The following is a 24438-nucleotide window of genomic DNA, read 5'->3' on the forward strand; positions in this document are numbered from 1 at the left end:
CGTCCATTGGGGTTCGTTGCCGCCCGGTACGGGTGGAGACGTAGGTCCTCTTCTATGTCATTGTTGACATGGTGAAACCGTTTGGGGGAACTCGTGCTCATTGGCCCATGAATTGCCTGGACCGTGGCGCTCGGACCCGCTGTGGCGGTGATTCCTTTCGCCGCATTTACGCTGTATGTGTACCTGCGTTTGAAAATGAGAGGTATACAGGTCGAAGCGGAGTGTAAGTACTACTACTTGACGAGAGAGAAGCACTTCCTCCAGTACCGATATATGGACCGGTCCGGGCGGAGTCACGTGCGACTCGCGTTTCTGTCATTCCCCGTGTCACGCGCGAAGCAGGGGCGTCCGCTGGAAGTGGTGTACGACCCTGCGAGGCCGTCCAGATCCCGATCACGGCATGAATTGAATCGGCCGATTCCCTGGGCGGGAATCAGTATCGGCACCCACCTGTTCGTGCAGCTGGTGTTGGGAATTCTGGGTGGCGCGTTCCTCTACGTCGGACTTTTCGACAGATGAGCGTCCGACGGCGCTTCAAACGAAGAACTGACTGAGCTCCGCGGCGACGACGCCGGCGTTCGCCTCAGACTTGAATCCGGTCGCCTCGAACTGTTTGATGTACTCCTTCTTGACCACGTCCTGGGTCCATTTCTCCCAGCTCGTCCTTGCAAGGGACAATTCGCGCTTGAAGGCGGCGATTCCGTCGACTCCGTCGCCGGAGGAAGGGTTGGCCATACTGTTCACCGTCCATTCCGATATGCTCCGAAGGGGTTTGGGCGCAAAAAGGCGCACCGCGTGCATTCTGCGGTGCGCCCTTGGGTCAAGAGTCAAGGATCAGACGATGGATGCTTTCCATTTGCCTGGGCTCGATATGGTCACATATCCATGGTGGAGCAGCGGGATCGAGCCCTTCAGTCGGTCTGAGGTGTCGGGGATCTCGACCGGCTTGCTTCCCGTGGCAGGGTGGTATGTCACGCTGCCGAAGTCCTCGAACTCGTAACGAAATACACGTGCTTGTTCGTGATATCGCTTTTCTTGGAAGTGGCCGAATGTTTCGGTCCCCTTTCCCTCGTGGTCCGTCGAGGAGAGCGTGGGGAGAGATCCGGGCTCAATGAGCCTGGCATGCCAGCGGTGAAAGCCTCCCGCCCCGTCGGACACCACACTGCGCCGTACTGAGAATCCGTCAGAGTCGGCCGGAAGGACGATGCGGACCCGGCGGCGCCCCTGAGTGACCACGAGGGTGTTGCCGTCCGGGCGGGAACCGGTCACCTTGTCGAAGTAGAAATGCGAGGTGATGCCACCGCGAACCTCCAGCAATAGCGGTGTGCCGGAGCCTCCGCCGGGGACGCTCACCACTTGGTTCTTCCATCCGGACCAGCTTGTGCTGGCTTTGTCGCTCATTCCGGCTCCTCCCATGGGTACGTCGAACCAGGCTCGCTGGGCCGATGGTTGCATGTCAGGAGAAGAACTGGGTGAGCTCCGCCGGACCCGGTGACGCTTCGTGCGGGGCTTCCGCAGGACGGGGCGCGGAGCCGTCGGCGCCCGGCCGCGCCACCGGCACCGGATACTCCAGCGGCTCCGCTTTCTCTTCCGCAGCGGTCAGTTACAAGTGTTCGGTGTCAGAGGCGCTTCAATCTCCACGGTCCAACAGAGATGACCGTGATGAAACCTGGGCCGGGGATCTCCATCCGTCCGCGCAGTTGGCCTTCGCGGTGAAAGTCCACGGGATTACCCTTCGCGTCCGCGCAGGCGAAGCCTGCCGCACCTTTTTCTTTTTCGAACGAGAAGAAGAACTCGCGCCTTCCGCCCGGCCACCGGAGTACTTCGCCGGTAACCCCACTCAGATCCGAATCAAGAACGCGAATTTCTTTCGGAGGTATAGTGCGGAGGTGCCATCGGGCGAATCCTCCGGAATCGCCCCCATGGCGTTTGATGTTGACGTGCGTATACTGCGGGGCAAGCACGAAGGGATAAGGCTTGGCACCCCACGTGGTTGTCACGTAGATCTCGGCATCAGGAGAGCTGATGCGTTCGGTTTCTATTGCGCCCTTCGCCGAGAAGTGCGTATTAAATCCCCCCGAACTCAGCTCCATGATCGCGGGTGCGCCGACCGGGCGCGGAATGTGTACGAGGCGGCCGCGCCAGCCCCACTCCTTTATCTCCGTCGTATTCTGCTGCACCATTTTCCTCCCCGGTTGTGTGGGGCGGATTCTACAGCTGGACTGATCCGGCGTCAGGAGAATAAGTGGGTGAGCTCGGCCGGACTGGGGCCTTCTGCCGTCCCGCTGTCAGCCGCCGGCGACGGGTCCAAATTCTCTTTGCCCGGCCGCGACACCGGCACCGGGTACTCCAGCGGCTCCGCGTCTTCGTCCTGGTTGACCGTCGCGAACATCCAGTTGGATTCGGCGAGTTGATCGACCGCCGTGGCCAGCAGATAGTCGGTCACCGACCACTCCGCCGTCTCGCCGTGCAGATCGCGGGCGACCGCGCTGTCGCGTGGCAGGTGTTTCAGCAGCACCGCGAGGCGGCGGGATGAGAGCCGGCCGCGGTGCCAGTCGAGCAGGTCCACGCTGTAGTGGCGCAGCAGGTCGGCTTCCAGGGCCTCGGCGTGTTCGTCGATGAACGCGTCGAGGCTCAGCCTTCCCCCAGGCCGAGTCCCGTCTCCTTGCCGTACGCCTCAAGGATCGCGGCGATGTCCTGCATCGTGATGTCGAGCCGGTCGAAGCGGGTGAACTGCTGCTCGCCGAGGAGGAGCCGGAGCAGGCCGTCCACGTCGTTGTCGTCGAGCTCGCGCAGCTTGCGGGCGGTGGAGCGGGACAGCTCGGTGGGCAGTTCGAAGGTGGTGTCGTCGAGCTCGAACGACCAGGCGCGGCCGAGCGCTTCGAGGCGCTGGGCCCGCGCCGCGTTGACGTTGAAGGCGGACATGTCGGTTCTCCTTCTTGCAGTGGGTCGGGGTGGGGCCGGTGGCCCGGCGCGCGCTGCGGAATGCGCCGCGCGCCGGACCATCGGGGGGAGGGGCAGTGCGTTACGCGGACGCGTACGACTTGTCCTTCATGAGCCACGTCGCCAGAAGCGAGCTGTTCTCGGCAGCGAGCGCCGTGAAGGTCACGCCGAGCTTCAGCGCCCCGGTGCGGGTCAGCGCGATCTCCTCGGTCTCGGTGACCTGGCCGCGCGGGATGATGAAGCGGTACGTGACATCCGCGCCGTCGCTGAACTCGATGCCCAGCTGGCGCTCGTCCCGCTGCGGCTCGGCGGCGAGCTTGTACTCGAAGGTGTCCACGGCGCCGGTGGCGACCACCGGGGTCACCGCGCTGCCGCCCATGAAGAACGGCAGGGTGTCCTTGTTGAACTGGAGCAGCTGGAACTTCACCGTCAGGTCGCGGTCGGAGTAGATGAACCGCGCCGGGCTCACCGACTGCCAGGTGTCGACCGGGTCGATCTTGTCCTTCTTGTTGAACTTGATCCCGTCGGTGGTGGTGTAGCCCAGCTCGGTCCAGCCCGCCGGCCACGCGTCGGCGGTGTGCTTGGGGGCGGCCGGGGGAGTGGCGCCGGCCGACGCGACCAGGATGCGGCCGGTGCCTGCGACGCGGATCTGGCTGCCGTTGTTGTTCGCCATGAGTGCTCCTTGGTGGTGAGTGGTGTGTGGTGAGTGAGGCGCGCTGGGTACGACAAAGCCCCGCCGCGCATGCGGCAGGGCCGGTTCTGGGGTGCGTGAGGTGCGCGGTTACGCGGGACGGACGGAAATCCGGAACGTGGAGACATAGCGGCTGGCTCGGGGCCGGACGAAGTCGGGCAGCCAACGCGGCCCGTCCGCCTCGGTGATGTCGGTGAGCGTCGTGGTGCCGCGGACCGTGCCGGTGGCGGCCAGTAGCGCCGCCCTCGCCGTGTTGGCGAGCGTGTGCGCCGTGGTCTTGTCCGGGCCGTAGACCTCCAGCTCGACCAGTGGCTGATCGAGGTGCAGATCGTCGATCCAGGCCCCGCCGACACGGGAGACGAGAACGGCCTTGGCCGTGCCGTCGAAACCGGCCGGCGGCGACTCGTCCACGATCACGCCCGCCAGTTCCGAGCGGTCGGCGAGGAGGTCCACAACGAGAGCCTGCACATCGGGGAAGACGCTCGGGGGAGAGGGCATGACAGGGGCACTCCTTTCGTAGGGGGCGCAGAAGGGGCTGACGTACGACGGCGGAGCTGCACCCCGGAGGGAGGGGACACAGCTCCGCCGCTGCACTTATTGTGATCCATTTCGTGCGTGCGCGCAACTAACTAGATGGAGATCGATGTGCTCCGCACTTTCAGTGGTCGCTGCGCTACGCTGCGATCAATAGAACGTACATACGAGAGAGTGCGATGTGATGCGCGAAGTGCCGTACGGGGCGTGAGGAGCGGTGGGCGTGAAGTTCAGCACGACGACAGGGCGGACAGCGGGCGGTGAGCGCCTGTGGTGATCAGTGGGCATGAGCGACTGACCGATGTGGTGGCGGCTGCTGTGGAGGTGGCCGCCGAGGCCGCGGAGGCCGGGACGTACACCGCGGACGTGGGCCGGACCCTCACCGATGTGGTCGGCAAGGTCGGCGCCCGCATCGCACTCGACGCGGAGGTGCGCGGCTTCACCAGTGGCTGGCAGGAGGCCATGTCACTGGCGGCGCCCAAGGCGTCGCCCGAGGCCCAGGTCCTGCGGATGCCCGGCTCCCCGGACCGCGCGGAGAGCCCCTGACGGGGCTCGTCCCGCCCCGTCCGGAGCGCTTTCCAACGGCCCGCGGACACAGCGAAGGCGCCGGGCCGGCCACCCTTGGAGGGGGTGGCCGGCCCGGCGCCTTTCTCGTACCTGCGACTTCAGTTCCGCGGTGTACGCGGCCTGCGGCGCGCAGCCCGTTCCGCGGCGAACACGTCCGCCAGCCGGAAGAGCTGGGCGCGCCCGCGGTGCCCGGCGGGCGCCAGGTGTCCGAGCTGCACCCACTTGCGGATGGTGGCCGGCGCGACGTCCGCCTCCTGGGCCGCGAGCGTGCCGGTGACGAGCGCGGCCCGTGACGGGGCCGACGGCTGCTGACGGGCGTTCATCGCGCCCCGCCAGGTGCGTCGTCCGGGGAGTTGTCCGGTACGTCGTCCGACATCCGCGCGATGATCTCCCGCGCGTCGGCGCCCGCCGTCCGCGCCAGCTCCGGCCACGCCCCCTCCGTCCAGATGTGCCGAAACGCCGGATCGGTCGGGCAGTCGCACTGCGGATCGGTGCACCGGCAGGCCGGGTTGACGCACAGGACGGCCCGGCGCTCGGGGAAGGCGCGCATCGACACCGAGTCGCACCACGGGCAGCGCCCGCGCACCCGCACCATCGACTCGGCCTCGCCCAGGGCCCTGGCGCAGCGCCTGGCCATGCGACGCATCTCGTCCCGTACGTGCCCGGCCAGGACCGGGTCGCCCGCTACTCGCTCGCGCAGCGGCATGAGGCGCAGCAGCCGCTGCGGCACGGCGGCGCGGCTCGGCCTTCCCAGGCCGAGCCGGTCGTGGACAGCCTCGTCCAACTCGACCACGCCGTCCGTGATGTCACGGATGGCATCGGATATGTGCAGCCGCACCGGCGCGGCCGAGTGGCCGGGTACGGCCAGCCCGTGCCGCTGCTCGTTCAGCAGCGCCTCGCGCTTCTCCTCCCGGGTGCGCGATGCGCGGGCGGACAGCTCCGCCGCTCCGGGCTGACGCGGTTCCCCGCTCAACGACCCTCGGCCAGGGGCGAGTTCGGTAAGAAGCTCGGGGAACTGGCGGATCAGCATCTCGGTCCACAGCGAGGCGTCGCGCGCCGCGCCACTGCCGTCGTCGGGGGTCGGATTCGTCTTCATGGAGTGCTCCGTATCTGCGTCCGGGTTCGGTTCCGCGCGGCTCCCGCCGGCCCCGCTCATCGGCGTCCCTCGACCGCGACCGGCCGCCCGTTGCGCCACAGCCGCCCGGCACTCACGCCGTCGAACCAACTGGTCGCGGGCGCCACGGACTCCTCGCACTGCCGCAGTACGGGGCAGCGGGCGCAGGCCCGCAGCGCGGGCTCGGCGTCCGCCACCCGTCGTGCGAAGACGACGGCGGGCGGCAGGCCCGAGCAGGCGGCAGACGCCCGCCAGCCGGAGAACTCCAGGACGTCGGGGGCCGGAACAGTGCGTAATGCGGGCATGGTGGTGCTCCCAAAGCGCGGCCGAAGCTGATCGCAACAATGTGTTGCGAGCTCGCACACTGGCACGTTGCGATCGGGCGCGCAATCATGATTCGGGGTGCGCGCGTGCGAAATCCTCACAATTGCTTGCTCGCAAGCGCGTAGTTCCGTGCGCGCAAGCGCGTTAGTCTTGGGATCCGCTTCGGAGGGAGGCGTCCACCCGTGACCGCCAGCGAACTGGAACAGTTCACCGCCTGGATCGAAGACCTGATCCGCCGACGGGGATATGACATCGACAGCCCGCGCGGCGGCGGCAAGTCGCGTCTCGCCGACGAGGCGGGCGTGCACCGCGCGGCCATCACGCGACTGCTTCAGCGCCAGAGCATGCCGGACCTGGAGACCACCCGGCGGCTCGCCCAGGTGTTGCAGGTGTCGGTGCGCGAAATGCTGATCCGGTCCGGCCGGCTGTCCGAGGAGGACCTGCCGCTGCCCGACGTGCCGGACGGCCCGTCCCGTGACACCACCGCGCACCGGCTCACCCTGGAAGAGGCCGCGGAGGGCCTGGGCGTCCCGGCCGACCAATGGGACATGTTCATCAAGGTCGCGGGCCAGTTCCTGCCGGCGTCTGAGGCGGCCTGGTCCGAGCGGGCCGCGGCGGCGCGAGGCGCGTCGACGGCCGTGAAGGGTGCCCGGAAGGGCTGAGACCGGGCCCGTATGCTGGTCCGGGCCTGTCCCCCCACTCACGCAGGCTCAACGCCGTTCGGGGCCGTACCGGCTCAGCGGCGCTAGCAGCGGGTAGCACCGCCCCGATGTGCGCCGGCCTGATGTCACCGGCGGGATGGGCAGTGATGGGACGCGAAAGTGAGCCGGGTACGGCGAAGGGCAAAGAGCGCTCCCGCCCGCCGGGTGGCCCCCGCGAACGCGACAAGGGAGCGCCGACGTTCCGTGGCGCCCCGCATCCGCGCAATGCCGTCCGGGCTCCGCCCGAGCCGCCGGACGAGCTCCCGGACCTGCTCGCCACGCTCGGTGAGTACTTACGGGACCACCCTCCCGAGGACGTCGCGATCCTCCTTCGCGCGGAGCTGGAACAGCGCGAGTTCCGGGCGTACGCGAACGGCTGGCAGGACGCCGCCGACGAGTACGAGCCCGCCCTGGAGCAGGCCCGCCGCGCCACGCAGGCGCGCAGACTGCGCCTGGTCGGCCACACCCCGGGCCAAGCCGCGCTCATCCCCTTCCCGCAGGACCCGCCAGGCCGGCAGGACCCAACGCCGGTCCGTAAGGACGACGACGTAACGGCGGACACCGAACCCGTAGCCGAAGCGGCGCACGTAGAAGCGGACCGCAAGACGCCCACCCCCGAGGCCACCCCCACCGAGCATCGCCCCGGCCTCGTGGTGAAGAATGGGAACTCCCGCGTCCCCACCATCCCGCGCCTCCCCGCGCACCGCCCCGTCCGCCGCGACCGCCCGCGAACCTGCCGAGGCGCCCGCCCGTGGCCCGGCCGCGCGACCGCCCGTGATCCCACCGCGAACACCCCGTGAACCCGCCGCCACCGAAAGTGCTGGACGGACCGGACGCATCGGTACAGATCCGGGCGTGGGCATTTGTTTTGACCGGAGTCGATGAGGTAGGTACGCTCAACCCTTGTGCCTGGGGTGTGCCTGGGCTCTGGGACGTGCCTATGTCCGTTCCAAGAGCCAGGGCGATTTCGCCGCAATCTGCTGCTTCTCTGTTCCGCGGGGTCGTTCGCAGTGTTCGACACACCCGACCGCGTGGGTCGGTGGTGTTCCAGGTTAGTTTCACAGTGATCGGCACACAGAAACCGGAGAAGTAGTGCCTACGATCCAGCAGCTGGTCCGCAAGGGCCGGCAGGACAAGGTCGAGAAGAACAAGACGCCCGCGCTTGAGGGTTCGCCCCAGCGTCGTGGCGTCTGCACGCGAGTGTTCACGACCACCCCGAAGAAGCCGAACTCGGCCCTGCGTAAGGTCGCGCGTGTGCGTCTGACCAGTGGGATCGAAGTCACCGCTTACATCCCGGGTGAGGGACACAACCTGCAGGAGCACTCGATCGTGCTCGTGCGTGGCGGCCGTGTGAAGGACCTGCCGGGTGTTCGTTACAAGATCATCCGCGGCTCCCTTGACACCCAGGGTGTCAAGAACCGCAAGCAGGCCCGCAGCCGCTACGGCGCCAAGAAGGAGAAGTAAGAATGCCTCGTAAGGGCCCCGCCCCGAAGCGCCCGGTCATCATTGACCCGGTCTACAGCTCTCCTCTTGTCACCTCCCTCATCAACAAGATCCTGCTCAACGGCAAGCGCTCCACTGCCGAGCGGATCGTGTACGGCGCCATGGAAGGCCTCCGCGAGAAGACCGGTAACGACCCGGTCATCACGCTGAAGCGTGCCCTTGAGAACGTGAAGCCGTCTCTCGAGGTCAAGTCCCGCCGTGTCGGTGGCGCCACGTACCAGGTGCCGATCGAGGTCAAGCCCGGTCGTGCGGGCACTCTCGCGCTGCGTTGGGTCGTGGGTTACTCCCGCGCCCGCCGTGAGAAGACCATGACCGAGCGCCTCATGAACGAGCTGCTCGACGCCTCCAACGGTCTTGGCGCTGCTGTCAAGAAGCGCGAGGACACCCACAAGATGGCCGAGTCGAACAAGGCCTTCGCGCACTACCGCTGGTAGTCGCTTTCCCCATCGAGACCGAGAGAAGATTGAGCCTTATGGCCACCACTTCGCTTGACCTGGCCAAGGTCCGCAACATTGGGATCATGGCCCACATCGACGCGGGTAAGACGACCACCACCGAGCGGATCCTCTTCTACACCGGTGTGAGCTACAAGATCGGTGAAGTCCACGACGGCGCAGCCACGATGGACTGGATGGAGCAGGAGCAGGAGCGCGGCATCACGATCACGTCTGCCGCGACGACCTGTCACTGGCCGCTCGATGAGGTTGATCACACGATCAACATCATCGACACCCCGGGTCACGTCGACTTCACCGTCGAGGTGGAGCGTTCGCTCCGCGTCCTCGACGGTGCCGTCACCGTGTTCGACGGTGTGGCGGGCGTCGAGCCCCAGTCCGAGACTGTCTGGCGACAGGCGGACCGCTACGGCGTGCCGCGTATCTGCTTCATCAACAAGCTCGACCGTACGGGCGCCGAGTTCCACCGTTGTGTGGACATGATCTCCGACCGCCTCGGCGCGGTCCCGATCGTGATGCAGCTGCCCATCGGTGCCGAGATGGACTTCCAGGGCGTCGTCGACCTCGTGACGATGAAGGCCTTCGTGTGGTCTGCCGAAGCCGCCAAGGGCGAGGCGTACGACATCGTCGACATCCCCGACACTCACGTCGAGGCTGCTGACGAATGGCGCGGCAAGCTCCTTGAGACCGTCTCCGAGCACGACGACGAGATGATGGAGCTGTACCTGGAGGGCCAGGAGCCCACCGTGGACCAGCTCTACGCCGCGATCCGTCGTATCACCCTGGCTTCCAAGGGCGCCGCGGACTCCATCACGGTTTCCCCGGTGTTCTGCGGTACCGCGTTCAAGAACAAGGGCGTTCAGCCCCTGCTCGACGCGGTCGTGCGCTACCTGCCTTCTCCCCTTGACATCGACGCCATTGAGGGTCACGACGTCAAGGACCCCGAGAAGATCATTTCGCGTCAGCCGTCCGACGACGAGCCGTTCTCCGGTCTTGCGTTCAAGATCGCGAGCGACCCGCACCTCGGCAAGCTCACCTTCGTCCGGGTTTACTCGGGCCGCCTCGAGGCCGGCACTGCGGTGCTGAACTCGGTGAAGGGCAAGAAGGAGCGCATCGGGAAGATCTACCGCATGCACGCGAACAAGCGTGAGGAGATCCCCTCGGTGGGCGCCGGCGACATCGTCGCCGTCATGGGTCTGAAGCAGACCACCACGGGCGAGACGCTCTGTGACGAGAAGAAGCCGGTCATCCTGGAGTCCATGGACTTCCCGGCCCCGGTCATTCAGGTCGCCATCGAGCCGAAGTCCAAGGGTGACCAGGAGAAGCTGGGTGTAGCCATCCAGCGGCTCTCGGAGGAGGACCCCTCCTTCCAGGTCCACTCGGACGAGGAGACCGGCCAGACCATCATCGGTGGTATGGGCGAGCTCCACCTTGAGGTGCTCGTCGACCGCATGCGACGCGAGTTCCGCGTCGAGGCGAACGTCGGCAAGCCGCAGGTCGCCTACCGCGAGACCATTCGTAAGACCGTCGACCGCATCGACTATGTGCACAAGAAGCAGACTGGTGGAACAGGCCAGTTCGCGAAGGTGCAGATCTCGATGGAGCCCATCGAGGGTGGCGACGCGTCCTACGAGTTCATCAACAAGGTCACTGGTGGCCGCATCCCCAGGGAGTACATCCCCTCGGTGGACGCCGGTGCGCAGGAAGCCATGAAGTTCGGCATCCTGGCCGGTTACGAGATGGTCGGTGTTCGCATCACCCTTCTCGACGGTGGCTACCACGAGGTCGACTCTTCGGAGCTGGCCTTCAAGATCGCCGGTTCGCAGGCGTTCAAGGAGGGTGCCCGCAGGGCCTCTCCCGTGCTCCTGGAGCCGATGATGGCTGTCGAGGTCACTACGCCCGAGGACTACATGGGCGATGTGATCGGCGACCTCAACTCCCGCCGTGGCCAGATTCAGGCCATGGAGGAGCGCAGCGGCGCTCGCGTCGTGAAGGGCCTTGTGCCCCTCTCGGAGATGTTCGGCTACGTCGGAGACCTCCGCAGCAAGACGTCGGGTCGCGCAAGCTACTCGATGCAGTTCGACTCCTACGCCGAGGTTCCGCGGAACGTCGCCGAGGAGATTATTGCGAAGGCCAAGGGCGAGTAGCTCCCCCGAGTGCCCGCTTTAGGCTTGACACCGACCGCCGGGATTTTCCCGCATTTGCCGTGTGGGAGACCCCCCGGCGGTCGGCATCCCAGCAAAATCACCTGGCGCCGATGAAGCAAGGCGTACAGAACCACTCCGCAGGAGGATCCAGTGGCGAAGGCAAAGTTCGAGCGGACTAAGCCGCACGTCAACATCGGCACCATCGGTCACATCGACCACGGTAAGACGACCCTTACGGCCGCCATTACCAAGGTGCTGCATGACGCGTTCCCGACTCTGAACGAGGCCTCGGCCTTCGATCAGATCGACAAGGCACCCGAAGAGCGTCAGCGCGGTATCACGATTTCGATCGCGCACGTGGAGTACCAGACGGAGTCGCGTCACTACGCGCACGTCGACTGCCCCGGTCACGCTGACTACATCAAGAACATGATCACGGGTGCGGCGCAGATGGACGGCGCCATTCTCGTCGTCGCCGCGACCGACGGCCCGATGCCGCAGACCAAGGAGCACGTGCTCCTGGCCCGCCAGGTCGGCGTTCCGTACATCGTCGTCGCGCTGAACAAGGCCGACATGGTGGACGACGAGGAGATCCTGGAGCTCGTCGAGCTCGAGGTTCGTGAGCTCCTCTCCGAGTACGAGTTCCCGGGCGACGACCTTCCGGTCGTCAAGGTCTCGGCGCTCAAGGCGCTTGAGGGCGACAAGGTCTGGGGCCAGACCGTTCTCGACCTCATGAAGGCCGTCGACGAGTCGATCCCGCAGCCCGAGCGCGACGTCGACAAGCCGTTCCTGATGCCGATCGAGGACGTCTTCACGATCACGGGTCGTGGCACGGTCGTCACCGGTCGTATCGAGCGTGGCATCCTCAAGGTCAACGAGACTGTTGACATTGTGGGCATCAAGGAGACCAAGACCACCACCACGGTCACGGGCATCGAGATGTTCCGCAAGCTGCTCGACGAGGGTCAGGCCGGCGAGAACGTTGGCCTCCTCCTCCGTGGCATCAAGCGCGAGGACGTCGAGCGTGGCCAGGTCATCATCAAGCCGGGTTCGGTCACGCCGCACACCCAGTTCGAGGCCCAGGCCTACATCCTGTCGAAGGACGAGGGTGGCCGTCACACCCCCTTCTTCAACAACTACCGCCCGCAGTTCTACTTCCGCACCACGGACGTAACGGGCGTTGTGACCCTTCCCGAGGGCACCGAGATGGTCATGCCTGGCGACAACACCGTCATGACCGTCGACCTCATCCAGTCCGTCGCGATGGAAGAGGGCCTGAAGTTCGCCATCCGTGAGGGTGGCCGGACCGTCGGCGCCGGCCAGGTCACCAAGATCACCAAGTAATTTGGTGTTCTGACCTGGTTGCTCGAGATCTGAGCACCAAGAAGGGCCCCTGTACTGCCGTCCGCGGCGGTACAGGGGCCCTTCTGTCTGTCCCGTCTATGTGTCCCTACGGCCGCCAGAGCCAGGGGACCGCGTCCGCCCCGAGGCCCCCACGCCCGGCCTCCGCGGCCCGAGGTGCAGTGCGGCTCCCTCCAGGGCGACAGGGCCGCCTTTACGTCGTACCAGGCGCCCGCCCGCGAGCAGCTGCACCCGTCCCTTGCCGTCCCGGCCCAGCAGGACCGGGCCGGTGGGTGCCGATACGGCGCCCACCGCCCCGTACCCGTCGAAGCGCAGGCGCCCCCGGCTGCTGCCGCCCACCCGCACCTTCGTCAGCCGGGCCGTCGCGAGCCGCCGGTAGACCAGGTCGATGCCGCCGTCCGGTGCGGCCATGGCGGCGGGGGAGTCGCCCGGTACGGGCAGCCCCGGCGCCGGGCGGGCCGTCACCGGCCACCCCGGCGCGTCCTGCGTCCAGTGGTGCACGGCGTCGCGTCCGGCCGCGAACACATGGACGCGGCCTGCGCCGTCGGCCACCGCCGCCAGCCCGTCCTGGACCTCGCCCCCGCCGAGGTCGCGCCAGGCGTCCCAGCGCCCGGCGGTGTCCCGGACGCGCGTGCTGATGCTCTTGTCCGCGTTGCGTACGAACAGATGCACCCGCCCGTCACGGGCCGTCACGGCGACGGGGGAGCCGATGCGCCGGCCGCGGTCCGGCCGGCTCTCCGGGTTGCCCAGGCCCGTCCAGGCGCTGAACTCCCCATGGGGGGACCGCTGTTCGAGCAGTACGATCTCTCGCCGGTTGGCCGCGCCGTGCCCGGCCAGTGCGGCGAAGCGCAGCCCGAAGAGCAGCTGTCTGCCGTCCTTGAGCGTGGTCGCGCCGATGGCGGGGGCCAGCGGCCCGCCGCCCAGGTCGTCCGGCGGGCCCCACACACCGCTGCCCGGCGCGGTCTCCCGGTGGCGCGCGACGCGCAGGCCCAGCGCGCTGTAGGCGGTCAGTCTCCCGTCCGGGCCGGTGGAGACGACGGGGCGGGCGCCGGGGTGGCGGTAGTGGGTGGAGCGGACCCAGCCCTTGCGGTTGGTGAGCGGGCGGTCGCCGCCGACGTTGTAGTCGCCGCAGCCGGCCGCGTTCCCGCACTCCCAGTCTGGCTCGCCGCCGTACGGCACGAGATGCGTGGCCTTCTCGTGCCGTACGGCGGCGAGCAGGTTCTTCGGCCAGTGGTGGTTGTAGTAGCCGGGGTCGCGGTAGTGGCGACCCGACGGGCGGCCTGGAGTGCGGGGCTACTGGGCGGCGTCGGGCGCGACCGTCGCCTCCGCCTCGACGAACAATTCCTGGGCGGTGGTGACAGTGATGACGCGGTCGAGCCAGCGGTCCAGGGTGTCGAGGTCGGTGCACTCGGTGATCCGCTGTGCGAGGGCCTCGGGGACAGGGATGCCACGGGCGGTCAGCAGGCGCATGATCGACTTGGCCTCTCCCTTGGCCTCTCCCCTGACTTCGCCATCGGCTTCGCCCTTGAGGTAGGTCTCCTCGACGAGGGTGCCGCGACCAGGGAAGTAGCTGGCTCTATTCATCAGGTTCCTCCAGATGTCCCGTGCCGGGGTCGTCCCCAGGCCGATTTCCAGCATTTCCGCGTAGTACGTGATGGAGTGCGCGTCCGAGCGCCCCAAAGCGGTCACCAGCGCCTTCAGTATGGCCGTGGTGTTGCGGCCTTTTCCATGTGTCATGGCCGAGAACGTGGCCAGTGTGAGATCGCGGGCCGCCTCGGCCGGATCGGTGATCATCGGGACGTTGTTGGGCCCGAGGACGAGAGGGTGGGTGCTCAGGGCTGTCCAGCCCTTCACTCCGACCCTGAAAGGTCCCGCCGCCCATTCGGCAGTGAACTCGTCCTGGCAGACGACCAGGAGGAGAGCCGGCATGTCGTACTTCGCCTGGAGAAAGGCGAGGTAGTACGTCCAGCTGGACCCTTTGTCCACGTCACGGCGGCCCTGCGCTTCAATTGCGAGCAGGAACCCTTCCTCCCCGGGCGGTTGAACGCGCAGCACGCTGTCCACGCGCCGTTCCAGGGGTCTGATCTCGGTGGCGTCCGGGGTGAGCACCTCGACGGATGGCTCGTCGGACAGGGGTACGCCCAGGATCCGGAAGACCGGCGCGAGGAGCTCGGGGCGGTCCTGGAAAATCCGGTGCGAGGCCTCATGCGATGAACTGACCATGTACGAGAACCTAGGCTCAGAAATGCCTCGGGCATTGACCTTTGGCATATGACCACTCGTGTGGGTGACCCCGATGGTCAGGGGGACCTTCGACGGCGCTACGCGTAGCGCGGCAGGCCCTCGGTCGAGATCGTCCAGTCGACGATGGTGACGTCCTCGCCGTAGACGAAGTCCTTGCGGGTGGCGTAGCGCGGCCCTTGCGCCGTCGGGTGGATCTCGGAGAGGACGGCGCCTGTGCCCGTGCGAGGGTCGAAGATCGCGTAGATGGGGATGCCGAGGAGGGGGTAGTCCCGCATCTTGCTCACCCAGTCGTTGTCCGGGTTGGAACGAGACACGATTTCGATGGCGGCGATGAGCGTACGGGGGTCGAAGGAGCCCTCGCCTTCCATGTCCTCCAGGGCGAGCACCATGACGTCAGGGTGGCGTTTGATGCCCTCCGGCTCGTTTTCCACATCGGGTGTTCCCGTGAACGCCCAGATCCCGTCCGGCATGGTCTTCTCCAGGCGGCGGCTGACCAGCCCGGCGGTGAACTCATGAGGACGCCCCGGAGCCATCCTGTCGTGGACGATCCCTTCTTTGGTGATCTCGAATTTGCCGGGAAGGGAGTCCCGCATCTGATCGACGCTGTCGCGCATCGCCCGGTACTGGGGGCTGCCCTTTTGTGCGTTGTCCGGGGTGATGGTCATGGCGTGCGCTCCTCGTCCGTGCCCAGGGGCAAGAGTCGTCACGTTCATGCTAGGCGGCCTCCTTGAGGTCGGGTCGGCAGTCGCGGCAGTGGCCCGGTGCGGGGGCGCGGAACGCTCGGTCGCAGTTGTCGCAGTTCTGGAGTGGGTCCGGGCGTGCCGGGGGCGGGGCCGTCGGCAGGAACGGTGGGATCAGCTCCGTGAGGCGGTACGCGAGCAGGCCGGCCGGGTGTTGCAGGTCCTCCGGGACGGTCGCGGCCAGGGTCCGCCGCACGGCGCCGGGTCCGGCTCCGCCCTCCAGCCAGGCCTCGACGCCCGGAGCGAGGCGCCGTACGTCCCGCTCGGCCAGCAGCAGGCTGGGGTGGTGACGGTGCAGGTCCGCGAGCAGGGCGGTCGCCGTGCGGTGTCGCGCCGGGTCGGACGAGCGTGGCTGGGGGAGCGGGCGCGCTGCGGTTTCTCGGGGGGCGGCGGGCGGCCGGGGTGCCGGGGGCTCGGGCGCTGCCCGTTCGGCGGGCTCCACGCCCGGCTGGTTGTACGACACCGTGCGGGTGACGACCTTGCCGCTGGGCAGCCGCTCGCGGGTGCGCTCCAGGTAGCCGTACGCCTCCAGCTCCCGCAGCGCCGCCGCGATGCGGTGCTCGCCCTCCGGGAAGCGGGCGGTCAGGGACTTGATGCCGACCTGCGCGCCGACCGGCAGCGACTGGATGTGCACGGCGAGCCCGATCGCGAGGAGCGACAGGTCGCGGTGCTGGGCCAGGTGGTTGCCTACGACGGTGTAGCGGCTGCTGTGCCGCACATTGACGTGAACAACACCGGATCGGGGGGCGCCGCCGGGAACGGCGGACGACGCGCGCGAGGGCGCGTTAAGGTGCTTCGAAGCCATCGGGAAGGTCTGCTTCCTCGTTGGTCAGGCCCTCGATCGGGATGCCAGTCCCGGCCGGGGGCCGTCGCATGTCTGTGGTTGTCGAGCCGAGCATATGCCCGCCAACCGGCCGGAAATCCAGCCCAGTTGCCACAGATCACCCGTGTGAGTGACGGGAGGCTGGAGGGGTTGGTAAGGATTTTTTCCCCTCCGGGATTTAAAGAACTACATGTCGTGGGTCACCAGGTCGTGGCCCACCGGGTCGCGGCAGCCGCGACCCGGTGGGCCAGGTCGATCTCCGCCCATACGGTCTTGCAGGGCGCGGGCCCTTCGATCACTCCCCAGCGGCTTGCGAGCGTCTCGACGAGCAGCAGTCCCCGCCCCGACTCGGTGTCCTCCGACGCGTGAACCGGCTCGGGGAGACGGTCGCCGCGCGGGTCGATCACCTCGATACGGAGTACGTCGCCCAGGACGGTCAGCGTGAGCCGGAAGTCCCGCCCCGGCAGGTGCCCGTGCAGCGCGGCGTTCGCCGCCAGCTCGGCGATGACGTGCGCCGCCGTCTCCAGGGGGAGCCCCCAGGTGCGCAGCTCCTCGACGGCCAGGAGCCGCGCGAGCCTGGCGCCCCGGCGGGTGGCGGAGAGCTGGATGGCGAACTGCCGCGTGCAGCTGCCCGGTTGAGTGAGTTCTCGGTTCATGTCACTCAGCGTGGCCATCCGTGCGTACCGTGAACAGTGATGAAGCGTTTGCGTACGGTGACTGTCCAGTGCTTGTCCGGCGTTGTCCGGGCTGTCCGGAGTGACCTGTTGGGTACGCCCAGGCGTTGAGGATGGGTTGGCACGTCGGAGGTGGGCGCGGGATGAGCATGGACGGTACGGAGCGCGGGGACGGCGGGGCGGACGAGCCCGGCTGGGACGTGGACCCGGACGACGAGTCGGGAGCGGCGGTCGTCGCGGCGGTGGGCCGCCAGATCAAGGTCTGGCGCGAGGCGGCGGGGCTGCGCGCGGGGGACTTCGGCACGGCGATCGGGTACGGCGAGGACCAGGTCTACAAGGTGGAGGGCGGGAAGAGGATCCCCCGGCCGGAGTTCCTGGACAGGGCGGACGAGGTCCTGAGCGCGGGCGGGAAGCTGGCCGCGATGAAACGGGATGTGGCGGAGGTCCGGTATCCCAAGAAGGTGCGGGACTTGGCGAAGCTGGAGGCGCGGGCAGTCGAATTGCTGGCGTACGGCGACCACAATCTGCATGGGCTGTTGCAGACGGATGAGTACGCGCGGGCGCTTTTCGGGATGCGGCAGCCAGCCTACGAGCAGGATGAGATCGAGCGGGGTGTAGCTGCTCGTGCGGCGAGGCGGTCCGTCTTCGAGCGATCGCCCGCTCCTGCGTTCAGCTTTGTGCAGGAAGAGGTGACGCTGCGCCGCCCACTCGGAGGCAGAATGGTTCTACGTCGACAGCTCGAACGTCTCCTGGAGGTGGGGCAGTTGCGGAACGTTGCGATCCAGGTCATGCCGACCGCACGCGAAGAGCACGCCTTGATGCAAGGGGAGACGCAGGTTCTGAAGTTCGGGGACGGGACGGCTGTGGGGCGCTCCGAAGGAGCATTCGCGGGACGCGCCACCTCTGATCCAAAACAGCTCCGAATCCTTGAGTTGCGGTATGGCATGATCCGGGCCCAGGCTCTTACGCCAGGGGAGTCGCTGGCCTTCGTCGAGCAAGTGCTGGGAGAAACATGATCCGCAAGGTCTCTGCTGGGGACGCTCCCGCGCTGGAGTGGTTCAAGAGCAGCTATAGCGACAGCAGTAACAGCAGTGAGTGCGTCGAGGTTGCAGCGGCCCCCGACGGGATCCACGTCCGCGACTCCAAGAACCTGCTCGGCCCCCGCCTCGCCTTCGCTCCCGCAGCATGGGCCGGCTTCGTCTCGTACGCCTCTGAGGAGTGACCATGATGACGCCGCTGGAGTGGTTCAAGAGCAGCCACAGCGACAGCAGCAACGGGAATGAGTGCGTCGAGGTCGCCGCCGCCTCCGATGCTGTCTACGTCCGCGACTCCAAGGACCTACAGCGGCCTGGCCTGGCCTTCGCTCCGGGAGCGTGGGCCGGCTTCGTCTCGTACGCGTCCGGGGAGTGACCATGGCGACGCCGCTGGAGTGGTTCAAGAGCAGCTACAGCAACAGCAGCGAGGGTGACTCCTGCGTCGAGATCGCGGCTGCTCCCAGCACGATCCACGTCCGCGACTCCAAGAACCTGCTTGGTCCGCGCCTGGCCTTCGCTCCCGCAGCCTGGGCAGGATTCATCTCGTACGCCTCAAGCGAGTGACCATGACGACGACGTCACCGAAGTGGTTCAAGAGCAGCTACAGCGACAGCAGCAACAGTAATGAGCCCTTCTCGGTAACGGCTCGTGACGGTTTGTGATCTTCGTTCAGGTGATGCGTCCGGTTTCCAGCTGGAGCAGGACGAGGGCTGCGCGGGCGATTCTGGTGATGCTGCTTGGGTCGAGGCTGACCCTGTGCAGGGCCTTGAAGGTGACCTTGCGCAGGGAGTCGGCCCGTTCGGCGGCGCCGTGGATGCCACGGATGACCTTGTGAACGTCTGCTGCTTGGTGGTGAGTTCGCGCCCCTGGGGCTTCTTGGCCGGGTGCCGGGATCCGGGGCCTGTGTTCTCGTAGCCCAAGTCGGTCAGGGTGGGGATGCCCAGGGTGGTCGCGAGTCGGTCGAGGCCGTCGATCAGGCCGTGGTGGCGGGCGCAGGTGGTGTCGTGCTCGCGGCCGGGACGTACCGGCGAGACCCAGATCGGCCAGCCAGCAGGAGCAGAGATGACCTGGACGTTGCCGCCGTGGTGTTGGTGTTTTCCCGACCACCAGAGGTCGGCCTTATGGGGGCCGGGGGCAGCGACGCGGTCGGTGCGGATGACGGTGCCGCCCAGGTTGAGGTGGGTGTATCCGGCGGCCGCTGCCCGCTCCAGGGCGGTGGACAGGTCCGGGGCGTGATCGGCCAGCACGGTCAGCCCCTCGTGGAGGTAGCGGTAGGCAGTCGGGATCGATATCCCGTCGTCCCGGGCGAGTTGGGACAGTCGCGCGCCGTCGATGAACCACCGCGGCACGAGCACGGCCTGCTTGAAGACGCCCAGGGAGCGAGTGCCCTTGCGGGTTCCGAGCCGATCGCGATACCCGTGCGGGAGCCGGGTCAAGGTCTCGGCTGTCTCCTCCGTGCCATGGCCGGAGACGTCGTCGGTCGGTTTCCCGGGGTCGGCCGCCTGCTCAGTGGGCGGCATGACCGTGATGCGTGTGGTGTCAGTCATGGGGCAAGAATGGCGGAGTGCGCGTCCTCTGGCTCGGCGTGCCGGTTGTCGGCGCCGAAGACGCCGACGTTGGTGACCGTGCCGCCCGACATGGCGGCGGGCGAGGTCTTGCCGTCCCGGGCTGTGGTGATCAAGTTGCCCAGCGCGGCCGAGAGTTCCGGCAGCGCCATGGTGTGGGCGTCCTTGATGTTCGGGACATCGGGCCGCGCGGTGTCGCCGCCGCCATGCCCAGGTTGACGTACCGCTTGTGCACGATCTCAGCAAACCTGCACATCGCATGCGCGTGAGAGACACAGCACCTAACGGGATCTCAATTCTCCCGGGAGCGTCAAACCTTAAGCGCAGGTATGTCCGATCTGAATTGACGACAGCAACTGCCATAAGAACCGGATCCAATGGATCATGTGAAGGAGTCGTCGCCATCCAGTGGGCGAAGCTGCACGTCAGCACATTGTGGCAGTCGAATATCAGGGAACTCGGGTGGCCGGGGAGGCTGTTGGCGTGATTTCATCTGGCGCTATGCGGGAGTTGCACATTCCGGTTCTCGGCTCTCGGGCGCCGGGCTACCGCTGAGCTGGCCAGATCGGACTGATCCGGGATTAATCTCGGATCAGTCAAGGCGGTCGGCAGTTATTCACGACACCCATAACGAACAAGGGATACACCCTCATGCGTAACGACTTCACCGCCCAGGTCGAGACCCGCGAGATCGCCGACACCGACCTGGACAACGTGTCCGGCGGATTCGCCGGTGCCAGTGCCTCGGCCCTCGGCTTCGGCGCCTCTGTCGGCGTCGGCGACGTCGTTGGGACTGCCGAATCCATCGTGCCCGCTTCGCGGCTGACCGGCCTCGCCACAGTGACGACCGCCGGCATCTGACGGAGACGTTTGGTACCAGGCGTCATTGCCGGGAGCGTCACTCAACCCACCGGCATATCTGAATGCCAGTAGGGTCGCCAGGCCCCCGTCCGCGGCGGTCGGCGGCGGCGTGATCCGGGACCGGCGACAGGCCGTCCCCGGGCGGGTCCGGCGGGTGGGGCCTTCCCTGCCGGACCCGCCGGGTGCGGGCGCGTCTCGCGGGCTGCGCCCGCAAGCCGGCGACTACGGGACGGGGGCTGGCGGCGCGGCCGACAGGTGACCACGGCGACCTTCACCGAGTGAGTGGTGGGAGAGACGTGATCCGCGAAACCGCAGCCGAGAGCCCCTCCGAGCTGGAGTGGTTCAAGAGCAGCTACAGCAACAGCAGCGAGAGTGACTCCTGCGTGGAGGTGGCCACCACTGCCCACGCGATCCTCGTCCGCGGCTCCAAGCCCCCGCCCGGCCGTCGCCCCGACCGCCTGGGCCCGGTTCCTCCCGTACGCGGCCAAAACCTGACCGGTCTGGACCATGGGGTACGCTTTCTCGCCCCGATTGGCGCCCGCACTGACCCATATGGCACACTGTTCAGGTTGCTCGGTTGAGTGCCGATGCTGCGCGTCTCCCGTCGGGAGAACTGAAAGCTAGTCCCACAGTACTCGTCGTCCCAACTGCCCCATGGGCAGCGCTGGGGCGGACGTACGGGAATCTTTCGGGAAGCGTCAGCGGGGTGCAGACCAGGCTCCCGGTGGGTGTTCTGCCCCCGACGCTCTTCATTGAGCACTGCGCGGTCTTCGGCCCCGCACCCCCTTGGTTGGGATCTTCTTCGGGAGATTTTCGTAGAGGGGATGCGACACGCCCGACCGCGTGGGTCGGTCCAGAACAGCGGTTTTCGGAATACGGACTCTGAAGAGCGCCGCACCCCCGGGTTCCAGGGCGTGACGAAAGACAGGACTACGAAGTAGCCATGGCGGGACAGAAGATCCGCATCCGGCTCAAGGCCTACGACCACGAGGTCATCGATTCCTCGGCGAAGAAGATCGTCGAGACGGTGACGCGAACTGGTGCGTCGGTCGCGGGCCCGGTGCCGCTTCCCACTGAGAAGAACGTGTACTGCGTCATCAAGTCGCCGCACAAGTACAAGGACGCGCGCGAGCATTTCGAGATGCGCACCCACAAGCGCCTGATCGACATCCTCGACCCGACGCCCAAGACCGTTGACTCGTTGATGCGCCTGGACCTTCCGGCCGGCGTTGACATCGAGATCAAGCTCTGAGAGGCGCGGGAACGATGGCAAAGCAGATTAAGGGAATCCTGGGCGAGAAGCTCGGCATGACCCAGGTCTGGGACGAGAACAACCGGATCGTTCCGGTGACCGTCGTCAAGGCTGGGCCCAATGTCGTGACCCAGGTCCGCACGAATGACCGCGACGGCTACGAGTCGGTCCAGATCGCCTTCGGCGAGATCGACCCTCGCAAGGTGAACAAGCCCCTCAAGGGCCACTTCGCCAAGGCCGATGTGACCCCGCGCCGCCACATGGTGGAGCTCCGGACCTCCTTCGCCAGCGAGTACTCGCTCGGCCAGGAGATCACTGCCGATCTGTTCGAGTCCGGCGTCAAGGTTGACGTCACGGGCAAGAGCAAGGGCAAGGGCTTCGCCGGTGTCATGAAGCGTCACAACTTCAAGGGCGGCCCGGCATCCCACGGTGCCCACCGTATGCACCGCAAGCCCGGCTCGATCGGTGGCTGCGCCACCCCGGGTCGCGTCTTCAAGGGCATGCGCATGGCAGGCCGTATGGGTAACGAGCGCGTCACCACCCAGAACCTGACCGTGCATGCCGTTGACGCGGAGAAGGGCCTGCTCCTGATCAAGGGAGCGGTTCCTGGTCCCAACGGTGGCCTCGTCCTGGTCCGTACCGCGGCCAAGGGGGTTTGAGGAACCGATGAGCACCATTGACATCCTTTCGCCGACTGGCGACAAGACCGGGACCGTCGAGCTCCCCGCGGAGATTTTCGACGCCAAGGTCAGCATTCCGCTGATCCACCAGGTCGTAGTCGCTCAGCTGGCTGCTGCCCGTCAGGGCACGCACAGCACGAAGACTCGTGCCGAGGTCCGAGGCGGCGGCCGCAAGCCGTACCGCCAGAAGGGCACCGGCCGCGCCCGTCAGGGTTCGACCCGTGCGCCGCAGTTCGTTGGCGGTGGCGTCGTACACGGCCCGCAGCCGCGTGACTACTCGCAGCGGACCCCCAAGAAGATGAAGGCCGCCGCGCTTCGCGGTGCCCTCTCCGACCGGGCCCGTAACGCTCGTATCCACGTCGTCACCGACGTGGTCGAGGGTGTTGCTTCCACGAAGGCCGCAAGGTCCCTGCTGGGCAAGATCAGCGAGCGTAAGAACGTGCTCCTGATCGCCGAGCGTTCCGACCTGGCCGCGTGGCAGTCCGCCCGCAACCTGCCCCAGGTGCACCTCCTGGCGCCGGGCCAGCTGAACACGTACGACGTGCTCGTCTCGGACGACGTGGTCTTCACCAAGGCCGCTTTCGAGTCCTTCGTGTCTGGCCCCAAGGCCGTTGAGACCGAAGGGAGCGAAGCCTGATGGCTACGCGACACCCGAGCATTGCTTCCAAGGCTGCCAAGGCTGCCAAGGTCGCCCGTACCGCCAAGGCGCGCAGGGAGACGGTAGCTTCCGAGCCCGTCCCGCCGAGCAAGGCCTTCACGGACCCGCGTGACATTCTTGTCAGGCCGGTTGTGTCCGAGAAGAGCTACGCGCTCCTGGACGAGAACAAGTACACGTTCATCGTCTCGCCCGGCACCAACAAGACCCAGATCAAGGAAGCCGTTCAGGCGGTCTTCTCGGTCAAGGTCACCGGGGTCAACACGATCAACCGGCAGGGTAAGCGCAAGCGGACCAAGACCGGTTTCGGCAAGCGCGCTGACACCAAGCGCGCCATCGTGACCCTCGCCGAGGGCGACCGTATCGACATCTTCGGCGGCCCGACCTCCTGACGGAGGTCGAGTCGTCCGGAATCGGACGAGGACTGAGAAATGGGAATCCGCAAGTACAAGCCGACTACGCCGGGCCGCCGTGGCTCCTCCGTAGCCGACTTTGTCGAGATCACGCGGTCCACGCCGGAGAAGTCGCTGGTTCGCCCGCTGCACAGCAAGGGCGGCCGTAACAACGCCGGTCGGATCACCGTTCGCCACCAGGGTGGCGGACACAAGCGTGCCTTCCGAGTGATCGACTTCCGTCGGCACGACAAGGACGGCGTGCCGGCCAAGGTCGCGCACATCGAGTACGACCCGAACCGCACCGCGCGCATCGCGCTGCTCCACTACGTGGACGGCGAGAAGCGTTACATCCTGGCTCCGGCCAAGATGACGCAGGGCGACAAGGTCGAGAACGGCGCCGGCGCCGACATCAAGCCCGGCAACAACCTGCCGCTGCGCAACATCCCGGTGGGTACGACCATCCACGCCATCGAGATGCGTCCCGGCGGCGGAGCGAAGATTGCCCGTTCCGCGGGTGCTTCGGTCCAGCTGCTGGCGAAGGAAGGCGCCATGGCGCACCTTCGTATGCCGTCGGGCGAGGTCCGTCTGGTCGACATCCGCTGCCGCGCCACCATTGGCGAGGTCGGCAATGCCGAGCAGTCGAACATCAACTGGGGCAAGGCCGGCCGTATGCGCTGGAAGGGCGTTCGCCCGACCGTTCGCGGTGTGGCGATGAACCCGGTCGACCACCCGCACGGTGGTGGTGAGGGCAAGACTTCAGGTGGTCGCCACCCGGTCAGCCCGTGGGGTCAGAAGGAGGGTCGTACTCGCTCGCCGAAGAAGGCATCGAGCAAGTACATCGTCCGCCGCCGCAAGTCGAACAAGAAGCGCTAGGAGCGGGTTTAGATGCCGCGTAGTCTCAAGAAGGGGCCCTTCGTCGACGGACACCTCATCAAGAAGGTGGACGTCCAGAACGAAGCTGGCACCAAGACCGTTATCAAGACCTGGTCCCGGCGCTCGATGATCATCCCGGCAATGCTGGGTCACACCATCGCGGTGCACAACGGCAAGATCCATATCCCGGTGTTCGTCACCGAGTCCATGGTCGGCCACAAGCTCGGCGAGTTTGCGCCGACCCGCACCTTCCGCGGCCACGTCAAGGACGACCGCAAGACGAAGCGCCGCTAAGGCGGGG

General features: G+C 66.9%; 33 protein-coding genes and 3 pseudogenes. 19 read left to right on the forward strand and 17 right to left on the reverse strand.

Annotated features, from left to right (window positions below; genetic code table 11):
• Positions 1 to 534: 534 nt before the first annotated feature.
• From ACLLJJ_RS23665 to ACLLJJ_RS23695, 7 genes are all read right to left on the reverse strand, one after another.
• The gene (locus tag ACLLJJ_RS23665) at positions 535 to 735 is read right to left on the reverse strand and encodes a hypothetical protein (RefSeq protein WP_434594992.1); all 201 of its coding nucleotides are present in this window, start codon (positions 733 to 735) and stop codon (positions 535 to 537) included.
• A 99-nt stretch (positions 736 to 834) separates the two neighbouring features.
• Positions 835 to 1401, reverse strand: coding sequence for a hypothetical protein (locus ACLLJJ_RS23670; RefSeq protein ID WP_434594995.1), 567 nt, complete (start codon positions 1399 to 1401; stop codon positions 835 to 837).
• A 218-nt stretch (positions 1402 to 1619) separates the two neighbouring features.
• Positions 1620 to 2183: a hypothetical protein gene (locus ACLLJJ_RS23675; RefSeq protein ID WP_434594998.1), complete on the reverse strand. Its 564-nt coding sequence runs from the start codon at positions 2181 to 2183 to the stop codon at positions 1620 to 1622.
• A gap of 50 nt (positions 2184 to 2233) precedes the next feature.
• Positions 2234 to 2569, reverse strand: coding sequence for a hypothetical protein (locus ACLLJJ_RS23680; protein WP_434595000.1), 336 nt, complete (start codon positions 2567 to 2569; stop codon positions 2234 to 2236).
• A gap of 65 nt (positions 2570 to 2634) precedes the next feature.
• Positions 2635 to 2925: a hypothetical protein gene (locus ACLLJJ_RS23685; protein ID WP_434595003.1), complete on the reverse strand. Its 291-nt coding sequence runs from the start codon at positions 2923 to 2925 to the stop codon at positions 2635 to 2637.
• A 100-nt stretch (positions 2926 to 3025) separates the two neighbouring features.
• Complete coding sequence (locus tag ACLLJJ_RS23690; protein ID WP_434595005.1) at positions 3026 to 3616, reverse strand: phage tail protein; 591 nt, start codon at positions 3614 to 3616, stop codon at positions 3026 to 3028.
• A gap of 108 nt (positions 3617 to 3724) precedes the next feature.
• Positions 3725 to 4132 (reverse strand): hypothetical protein, encoded by a 408-nt coding sequence (locus tag ACLLJJ_RS23695; RefSeq protein WP_434595008.1) that lies wholly within the window; start codon positions 4130 to 4132, stop codon positions 3725 to 3727.
• Positions 4133 to 4441: 309 nt separating this feature from the next.
• Between ACLLJJ_RS23695 and ACLLJJ_RS23700 the strand changes: the two genes are divergently transcribed.
• Entirely contained in the window at positions 4442 to 4714 is a 273-nt protein-coding gene (locus ACLLJJ_RS23700; RefSeq protein ID WP_283521033.1) for a hypothetical protein, read from the forward strand.
• Between the two features lie 119 nt (positions 4715 to 4833).
• Here the strand turns inward: ACLLJJ_RS23700 and ACLLJJ_RS23705 are convergent, their stop codons facing one another.
• The 3 genes from ACLLJJ_RS23705 to ACLLJJ_RS23715 are packed head-to-tail and all read right to left on the reverse strand — an operon-like array spanning position 4834 to position 6154.
• Positions 4834 to 5058 carry a hypothetical protein gene (locus ACLLJJ_RS23705; protein ID WP_283521034.1) on the reverse strand — a complete coding sequence of 75 codons (225 nt, stop codon included), beginning with the start codon at positions 5056 to 5058 and terminating at the stop codon, positions 4834 to 4836.
• Positions 5055 to 5831, reverse strand: coding sequence for a hypothetical protein (locus ACLLJJ_RS23710; protein WP_434595011.1), 777 nt, complete (start codon positions 5829 to 5831; stop codon positions 5055 to 5057). Before ACLLJJ_RS23710 ends, ACLLJJ_RS23705 begins: the two co-directional genes overlap by 4 nt.
• Before the next feature lie 56 nt (positions 5832 to 5887).
• Positions 5888 to 6154: a WhiB family transcriptional regulator gene (locus tag ACLLJJ_RS23715; RefSeq protein ID WP_434595013.1), complete on the reverse strand. Its 267-nt coding sequence runs from the start codon at positions 6152 to 6154 to the stop codon at positions 5888 to 5890.
• Between the two features lie 201 nt (positions 6155 to 6355).
• Here ACLLJJ_RS23715 and ACLLJJ_RS23720 point away from each other — a divergent pair, with 201 nt between their 5' ends.
• From ACLLJJ_RS23720 to tuf, 6 genes are all read left to right on the forward strand, one after another.
• The gene (locus ACLLJJ_RS23720) at positions 6356 to 6835 is read left to right on the forward strand and encodes a helix-turn-helix domain-containing protein (RefSeq protein WP_283521037.1); all 480 of its coding nucleotides are present in this window, start codon (positions 6356 to 6358) and stop codon (positions 6833 to 6835) included.
• Positions 6836 to 6981: 146 nt separating this feature from the next.
• Positions 6982 to 7674, forward strand: a complete 693-nt coding sequence (locus tag ACLLJJ_RS23725; RefSeq protein ID WP_434595016.1) for a hypothetical protein — start codon at positions 6982 to 6984, stop codon at positions 7672 to 7674.
• A 292-nt stretch (positions 7675 to 7966) separates the two neighbouring features.
• Positions 7967 to 8338, forward strand: coding sequence for a 30S ribosomal protein S12 (gene rpsL, locus ACLLJJ_RS23730; RefSeq protein ID WP_003948652.1), 372 nt, complete (start codon positions 7967 to 7969; stop codon positions 8336 to 8338).
• Positions 8339 to 8340: 2 nt separating this feature from the next.
• Positions 8341 to 8811 (forward strand): 30S ribosomal protein S7, encoded by a 471-nt coding sequence (gene rpsG / locus ACLLJJ_RS23735; protein WP_283521039.1) that lies wholly within the window; start codon positions 8341 to 8343, stop codon positions 8809 to 8811.
• Between the two features lie 38 nt (positions 8812 to 8849).
• Positions 8850 to 10979, forward strand: a complete 2130-nt coding sequence (fusA, locus tag ACLLJJ_RS23740) for an elongation factor G (protein ID WP_434595057.1) — start codon at positions 8850 to 8852, stop codon at positions 10977 to 10979.
• Between the two features lie 150 nt (positions 10980 to 11129).
• Positions 11130 to 12323, forward strand: coding sequence for an elongation factor Tu (gene tuf / locus ACLLJJ_RS23745; RefSeq protein ID WP_283521041.1), 1194 nt, complete (start codon positions 11130 to 11132; stop codon positions 12321 to 12323).
• A gap of 106 nt (positions 12324 to 12429) precedes the next feature.
• Here the strand turns inward: tuf and ACLLJJ_RS23750 are convergent.
• The 5 genes and pseudogenes from ACLLJJ_RS23750 to ACLLJJ_RS23770 form a co-directional block, all read right to left on the reverse strand.
• A pseudogene (locus tag ACLLJJ_RS23750) lies at positions 12430 to 13589 on the reverse strand (PIG-L family deacetylase); the annotation flags it as partial.
• 45 nt (positions 13590 to 13634) lie between these two features.
• Positions 13635 to 14564 (reverse strand): hypothetical protein, encoded by a 930-nt coding sequence (locus ACLLJJ_RS23755; RefSeq protein ID WP_434595060.1) that lies wholly within the window; start codon positions 14562 to 14564, stop codon positions 13635 to 13637.
• Positions 14565 to 14662: 98 nt separating this feature from the next.
• Positions 14663 to 15250: a Uma2 family endonuclease gene (locus tag ACLLJJ_RS23760; protein ID WP_434595062.1), complete on the reverse strand. Its 588-nt coding sequence runs from the start codon at positions 15248 to 15250 to the stop codon at positions 14663 to 14665.
• A 49-nt stretch (positions 15251 to 15299) separates the two neighbouring features.
• Positions 15300 to 16130, reverse strand: coding sequence for a helix-turn-helix domain-containing protein (locus ACLLJJ_RS23765; protein ID WP_434595064.1), 831 nt, complete (start codon positions 16128 to 16130; stop codon positions 15300 to 15302).
• 218 nt (positions 16131 to 16348) lie between these two features.
• Positions 16349 to 16804 carry an ATP-binding protein gene (locus ACLLJJ_RS23770; RefSeq protein WP_434595066.1) on the reverse strand — a complete coding sequence of 152 codons (456 nt, stop codon included), beginning with the start codon at positions 16802 to 16804 and terminating at the stop codon, positions 16349 to 16351.
• A 161-nt stretch (positions 16805 to 16965) separates the two neighbouring features.
• On the opposite strand from ACLLJJ_RS23770, the gene ACLLJJ_RS23775 reads away from it, so the two are divergent.
• Genes ACLLJJ_RS23775 through ACLLJJ_RS23790 form a run of 4 tightly spaced genes read left to right on the forward strand, consistent with a single transcriptional unit; the run spans position 16966 to position 18420 of the window.
• Positions 16966 to 17838 (forward strand): helix-turn-helix domain-containing protein, encoded by an 873-nt coding sequence (locus ACLLJJ_RS23775; RefSeq protein ID WP_434595068.1) that lies wholly within the window; start codon positions 16966 to 16968, stop codon positions 17836 to 17838.
• Positions 17835 to 18044 (forward strand): DUF397 domain-containing protein, encoded by a 210-nt coding sequence (locus tag ACLLJJ_RS23780; RefSeq protein ID WP_434595070.1) that lies wholly within the window; start codon positions 17835 to 17837, stop codon positions 18042 to 18044. The genes ACLLJJ_RS23775 and ACLLJJ_RS23780 overlap by 4 nt, the downstream gene beginning before the upstream one ends.
• Positions 18045 to 18046: 2 nt before the next feature.
• Entirely contained in the window at positions 18047 to 18232 is a 186-nt protein-coding gene (locus ACLLJJ_RS23785; RefSeq protein WP_434595072.1) for a DUF397 domain-containing protein, read from the forward strand.
• Between the two features lie 2 nt (positions 18233 to 18234).
• A complete protein-coding gene (locus ACLLJJ_RS23790; protein ID WP_434595073.1) occupies positions 18235 to 18420 on the forward strand; it encodes a DUF397 domain-containing protein in 186 nt (61 codons plus the stop codon).
• 105 nt (positions 18421 to 18525) lie between these two features.
• On the opposite strand, the pseudogene ACLLJJ_RS23795 reads toward ACLLJJ_RS23790, so the two are convergent.
• Positions 18526 to 19292: pseudogene (locus tag ACLLJJ_RS23795) on the reverse strand (HARBI1 family protein).
• 113 nt (positions 19293 to 19405) lie between these two features.
• Positions 19406 to 19662, reverse strand: a pseudogene (locus ACLLJJ_RS23800) (2-oxo acid dehydrogenase subunit E2); the annotation flags it as partial.
• Between the two features lie 410 nt (positions 19663 to 20072).
• Between ACLLJJ_RS23800 and ACLLJJ_RS23805 the strand changes: the two are divergent.
• The 8 genes from ACLLJJ_RS23805 (at position 20073) to rpsS (ending at position 24431) form a co-directional block, all read left to right on the forward strand.
• Positions 20073 to 20282 carry a hypothetical protein gene (locus tag ACLLJJ_RS23805; RefSeq protein ID WP_434595075.1) on the forward strand — a complete coding sequence of 70 codons (210 nt, stop codon included), beginning with the start codon at positions 20073 to 20075 and terminating at the stop codon, positions 20280 to 20282.
• A 296-nt stretch (positions 20283 to 20578) separates the two neighbouring features.
• Positions 20579 to 20863: a DUF397 domain-containing protein gene (locus tag ACLLJJ_RS23810; RefSeq protein WP_434595076.1), complete on the forward strand. Its 285-nt coding sequence runs from the start codon at positions 20579 to 20581 to the stop codon at positions 20861 to 20863.
• 362 nt (positions 20864 to 21225) lie between these two features.
• Positions 21226 to 21534 carry a 30S ribosomal protein S10 gene (gene rpsJ / locus ACLLJJ_RS23815; RefSeq protein WP_014054162.1) on the forward strand — a complete coding sequence of 103 codons (309 nt, stop codon included), beginning with the start codon at positions 21226 to 21228 and terminating at the stop codon, positions 21532 to 21534.
• Positions 21535 to 21548: 14 nt separating this feature from the next.
• Positions 21549 to 22193 (forward strand): 50S ribosomal protein L3, encoded by a 645-nt coding sequence (rplC, locus tag ACLLJJ_RS23820; RefSeq protein ID WP_283521051.1) that lies wholly within the window; start codon positions 21549 to 21551, stop codon positions 22191 to 22193.
• A 7-nt stretch (positions 22194 to 22200) separates the two neighbouring features.
• A complete protein-coding gene (rplD, locus tag ACLLJJ_RS23825) occupies positions 22201 to 22851 on the forward strand; it encodes a 50S ribosomal protein L4 (protein WP_283521052.1) in 651 nt (216 codons plus the stop codon).
• The gene (gene rplW / locus ACLLJJ_RS23830; protein WP_434595078.1) at positions 22851 to 23261 is read left to right on the forward strand and encodes a 50S ribosomal protein L23; all 411 of its coding nucleotides are present in this window, start codon (positions 22851 to 22853) and stop codon (positions 23259 to 23261) included. The genes rplD and rplW overlap by 1 nt, the downstream gene beginning before the upstream one ends.
• A 39-nt stretch (positions 23262 to 23300) precedes the next feature.
• Positions 23301 to 24137, forward strand: a complete 837-nt coding sequence (gene rplB / locus ACLLJJ_RS23835) for a 50S ribosomal protein L2 (RefSeq protein ID WP_283521054.1) — start codon at positions 23301 to 23303, stop codon at positions 24135 to 24137.
• 12 nt (positions 24138 to 24149) lie between these two features.
• The gene (gene rpsS, locus ACLLJJ_RS23840) at positions 24150 to 24431 is read left to right on the forward strand and encodes a 30S ribosomal protein S19 (protein ID WP_283521055.1); all 282 of its coding nucleotides are present in this window, start codon (positions 24150 to 24152) and stop codon (positions 24429 to 24431) included.
• Positions 24432 to 24438: the final 7 nt, after the last annotated feature.

The organism is Streptomyces sp. A5-4, from assembly GCF_051131715.1.
In the GTDB taxonomy this organism is placed as follows: Bacteria; Actinomycetota; Actinomycetes; order Streptomycetales; family Streptomycetaceae; genus Streptomyces.

Bases quoted from the DNA above. Each gene is read 5' to 3' on its own strand.
- ACLLJJ_RS23665 (WP_434594992.1), bottom strand. From the start codon at position 735: ATGGCCAACCCTTCCTCCGGCGACGGAGTCGACGGAATCGCCGCCTTC.
- ACLLJJ_RS23670 (WP_434594995.1), bottom strand. From the start codon at position 1,401: ATGAGCGACAAAGCCAGCACAAGCTGGTCCGGATGGAAGAACCAAGTG.
- ACLLJJ_RS23675 (WP_434594998.1), bottom strand. From the start codon at position 2,183: ATGGTGCAGCAGAATACGACGGAGATAAAGGAGTGGGGCTGGCGCGGC.
- ACLLJJ_RS23685 (WP_434595003.1), bottom strand. From the start codon at position 2,925: ATGTCCGCCTTCAACGTCAACGCGGCGCGGGCCCAGCGCCTCGAAGCG.
- ACLLJJ_RS23690 (WP_434595005.1), bottom strand. From the start codon at position 3,616: ATGGCGAACAACAACGGCAGCCAGATCCGCGTCGCAGGCACCGGCCGC.
- ACLLJJ_RS23695 (WP_434595008.1), bottom strand. From the start codon at position 4,132: ATGCCCTCTCCCCCGAGCGTCTTCCCCGATGTGCAGGCTCTCGTTGTG.
- ACLLJJ_RS23705 (WP_283521034.1), bottom strand. From the start codon at position 5,058: ATGAACGCCCGTCAGCAGCCGTCGGCCCCGTCACGGGCCGCGCTCGTC.
- ACLLJJ_RS23710 (WP_434595011.1), bottom strand. From the start codon at position 5,831: ATGAAGACGAATCCGACCCCCGACGACGGCAGTGGCGCGGCGCGCGAC.
- ACLLJJ_RS23715 (WP_434595013.1), bottom strand. From the start codon at position 6,154: ATGCCCGCATTACGCACTGTTCCGGCCCCCGACGTCCTGGAGTTCTCC.
- ACLLJJ_RS23725 (WP_434595016.1), top strand. From the start codon at position 6,982: ATGGGACGCGAAAGTGAGCCGGGTACGGCGAAGGGCAAAGAGCGCTCC.
- rpsG (WP_283521039.1), top strand. From the start codon at position 8,341: ATGCCTCGTAAGGGCCCCGCCCCGAAGCGCCCGGTCATCATTGACCCG.
- fusA (WP_434595057.1), top strand. From the start codon at position 8,850: ATGGCCACCACTTCGCTTGACCTGGCCAAGGTCCGCAACATTGGGATC.
- ACLLJJ_RS23755 (WP_434595060.1), bottom strand. From the start codon at position 14,564: ATGGTCAGTTCATCGCATGAGGCCTCGCACCGGATTTTCCAGGACCGC.
- ACLLJJ_RS23760 (WP_434595062.1), bottom strand. From the start codon at position 15,250: ATGACCATCACCCCGGACAACGCACAAAAGGGCAGCCCCCAGTACCGG.
- ACLLJJ_RS23765 (WP_434595064.1), bottom strand. From the start codon at position 16,130: ATGGCTTCGAAGCACCTTAACGCGCCCTCGCGCGCGTCGTCCGCCGTT.
- ACLLJJ_RS23770 (WP_434595066.1), bottom strand. From the start codon at position 16,804: ATGAACCGAGAACTCACTCAACCGGGCAGCTGCACGCGGCAGTTCGCC.
- ACLLJJ_RS23775 (WP_434595068.1), top strand. From the start codon at position 16,966: ATGAGCATGGACGGTACGGAGCGCGGGGACGGCGGGGCGGACGAGCCC.
- ACLLJJ_RS23780 (WP_434595070.1), top strand. From the start codon at position 17,835: ATGATCCGCAAGGTCTCTGCTGGGGACGCTCCCGCGCTGGAGTGGTTC.
- ACLLJJ_RS23785 (WP_434595072.1), top strand. From the start codon at position 18,047: ATGATGACGCCGCTGGAGTGGTTCAAGAGCAGCCACAGCGACAGCAGC.
- ACLLJJ_RS23790 (WP_434595073.1), top strand. From the start codon at position 18,235: ATGGCGACGCCGCTGGAGTGGTTCAAGAGCAGCTACAGCAACAGCAGC.
- ACLLJJ_RS23805 (WP_434595075.1), top strand. From the start codon at position 20,073: ATGCGTAACGACTTCACCGCCCAGGTCGAGACCCGCGAGATCGCCGAC.
- rpsJ (WP_014054162.1), top strand. From the start codon at position 21,226: ATGGCGGGACAGAAGATCCGCATCCGGCTCAAGGCCTACGACCACGAG.
- rplC (WP_283521051.1), top strand. From the start codon at position 21,549: ATGGCAAAGCAGATTAAGGGAATCCTGGGCGAGAAGCTCGGCATGACC.
- rplD (WP_283521052.1), top strand. From the start codon at position 22,201: ATGAGCACCATTGACATCCTTTCGCCGACTGGCGACAAGACCGGGACC.
- rplW (WP_434595078.1), top strand. From the start codon at position 22,851: ATGGCTACGCGACACCCGAGCATTGCTTCCAAGGCTGCCAAGGCTGCC.
- rplB (WP_283521054.1), top strand. From the start codon at position 23,301: ATGGGAATCCGCAAGTACAAGCCGACTACGCCGGGCCGCCGTGGCTCC.
- rpsS (WP_283521055.1), top strand. From the start codon at position 24,150: ATGCCGCGTAGTCTCAAGAAGGGGCCCTTCGTCGACGGACACCTCATC.